The organism is Bacillus sp. SIMBA_008 (assembly GCF_046535495.1).
GTDB classification, from domain to species: Bacteria; Bacillota; Bacilli; order Bacillales; family Bacillaceae; genus Bacillus; species Bacillus subtilis.
Genome location: NZ_JAWRWL010000865.1, coordinates 1 through 254, shown reverse-complemented (window position 1 = coordinate 254; position 254 = coordinate 1). Strand labels below are relative to the sequence as shown.

The 254-nt window shown below is 43.3% G+C and carries 1 protein-coding gene; it reads right to left on the bottom strand.

Going from position 1 to position 254, the window contains the following annotated elements:
• On the bottom strand, window positions 1-254 hold a 254-nt coding region (locus tag SB658_RS25810), incomplete at both ends, for a DUF2600 family protein (RefSeq protein WP_410603320.1).

The following is a 254-nucleotide window of genomic DNA, read 5'->3' as shown; positions in this document are numbered from 1 at the left end:
CATAAATTATCTAAATAATCGCTGATTGTTTGATACGCTACGATAAAACGAATGCATTCCTCTCGGTGCTCATTTGCTAACAGTGCTAAAATACCACCGCCTTCGCAATGAAACGTTTTATTCTCAATACTCGCGATTGCCTGACTATGAAGCTCATCATTCGGAATATGGTAGGCACGCTCTTTCCACACCGCTAGCTCATGGTGTACTACCGGAAACACATCACGGTATACTTTCGCCATGAGCGTTATGGG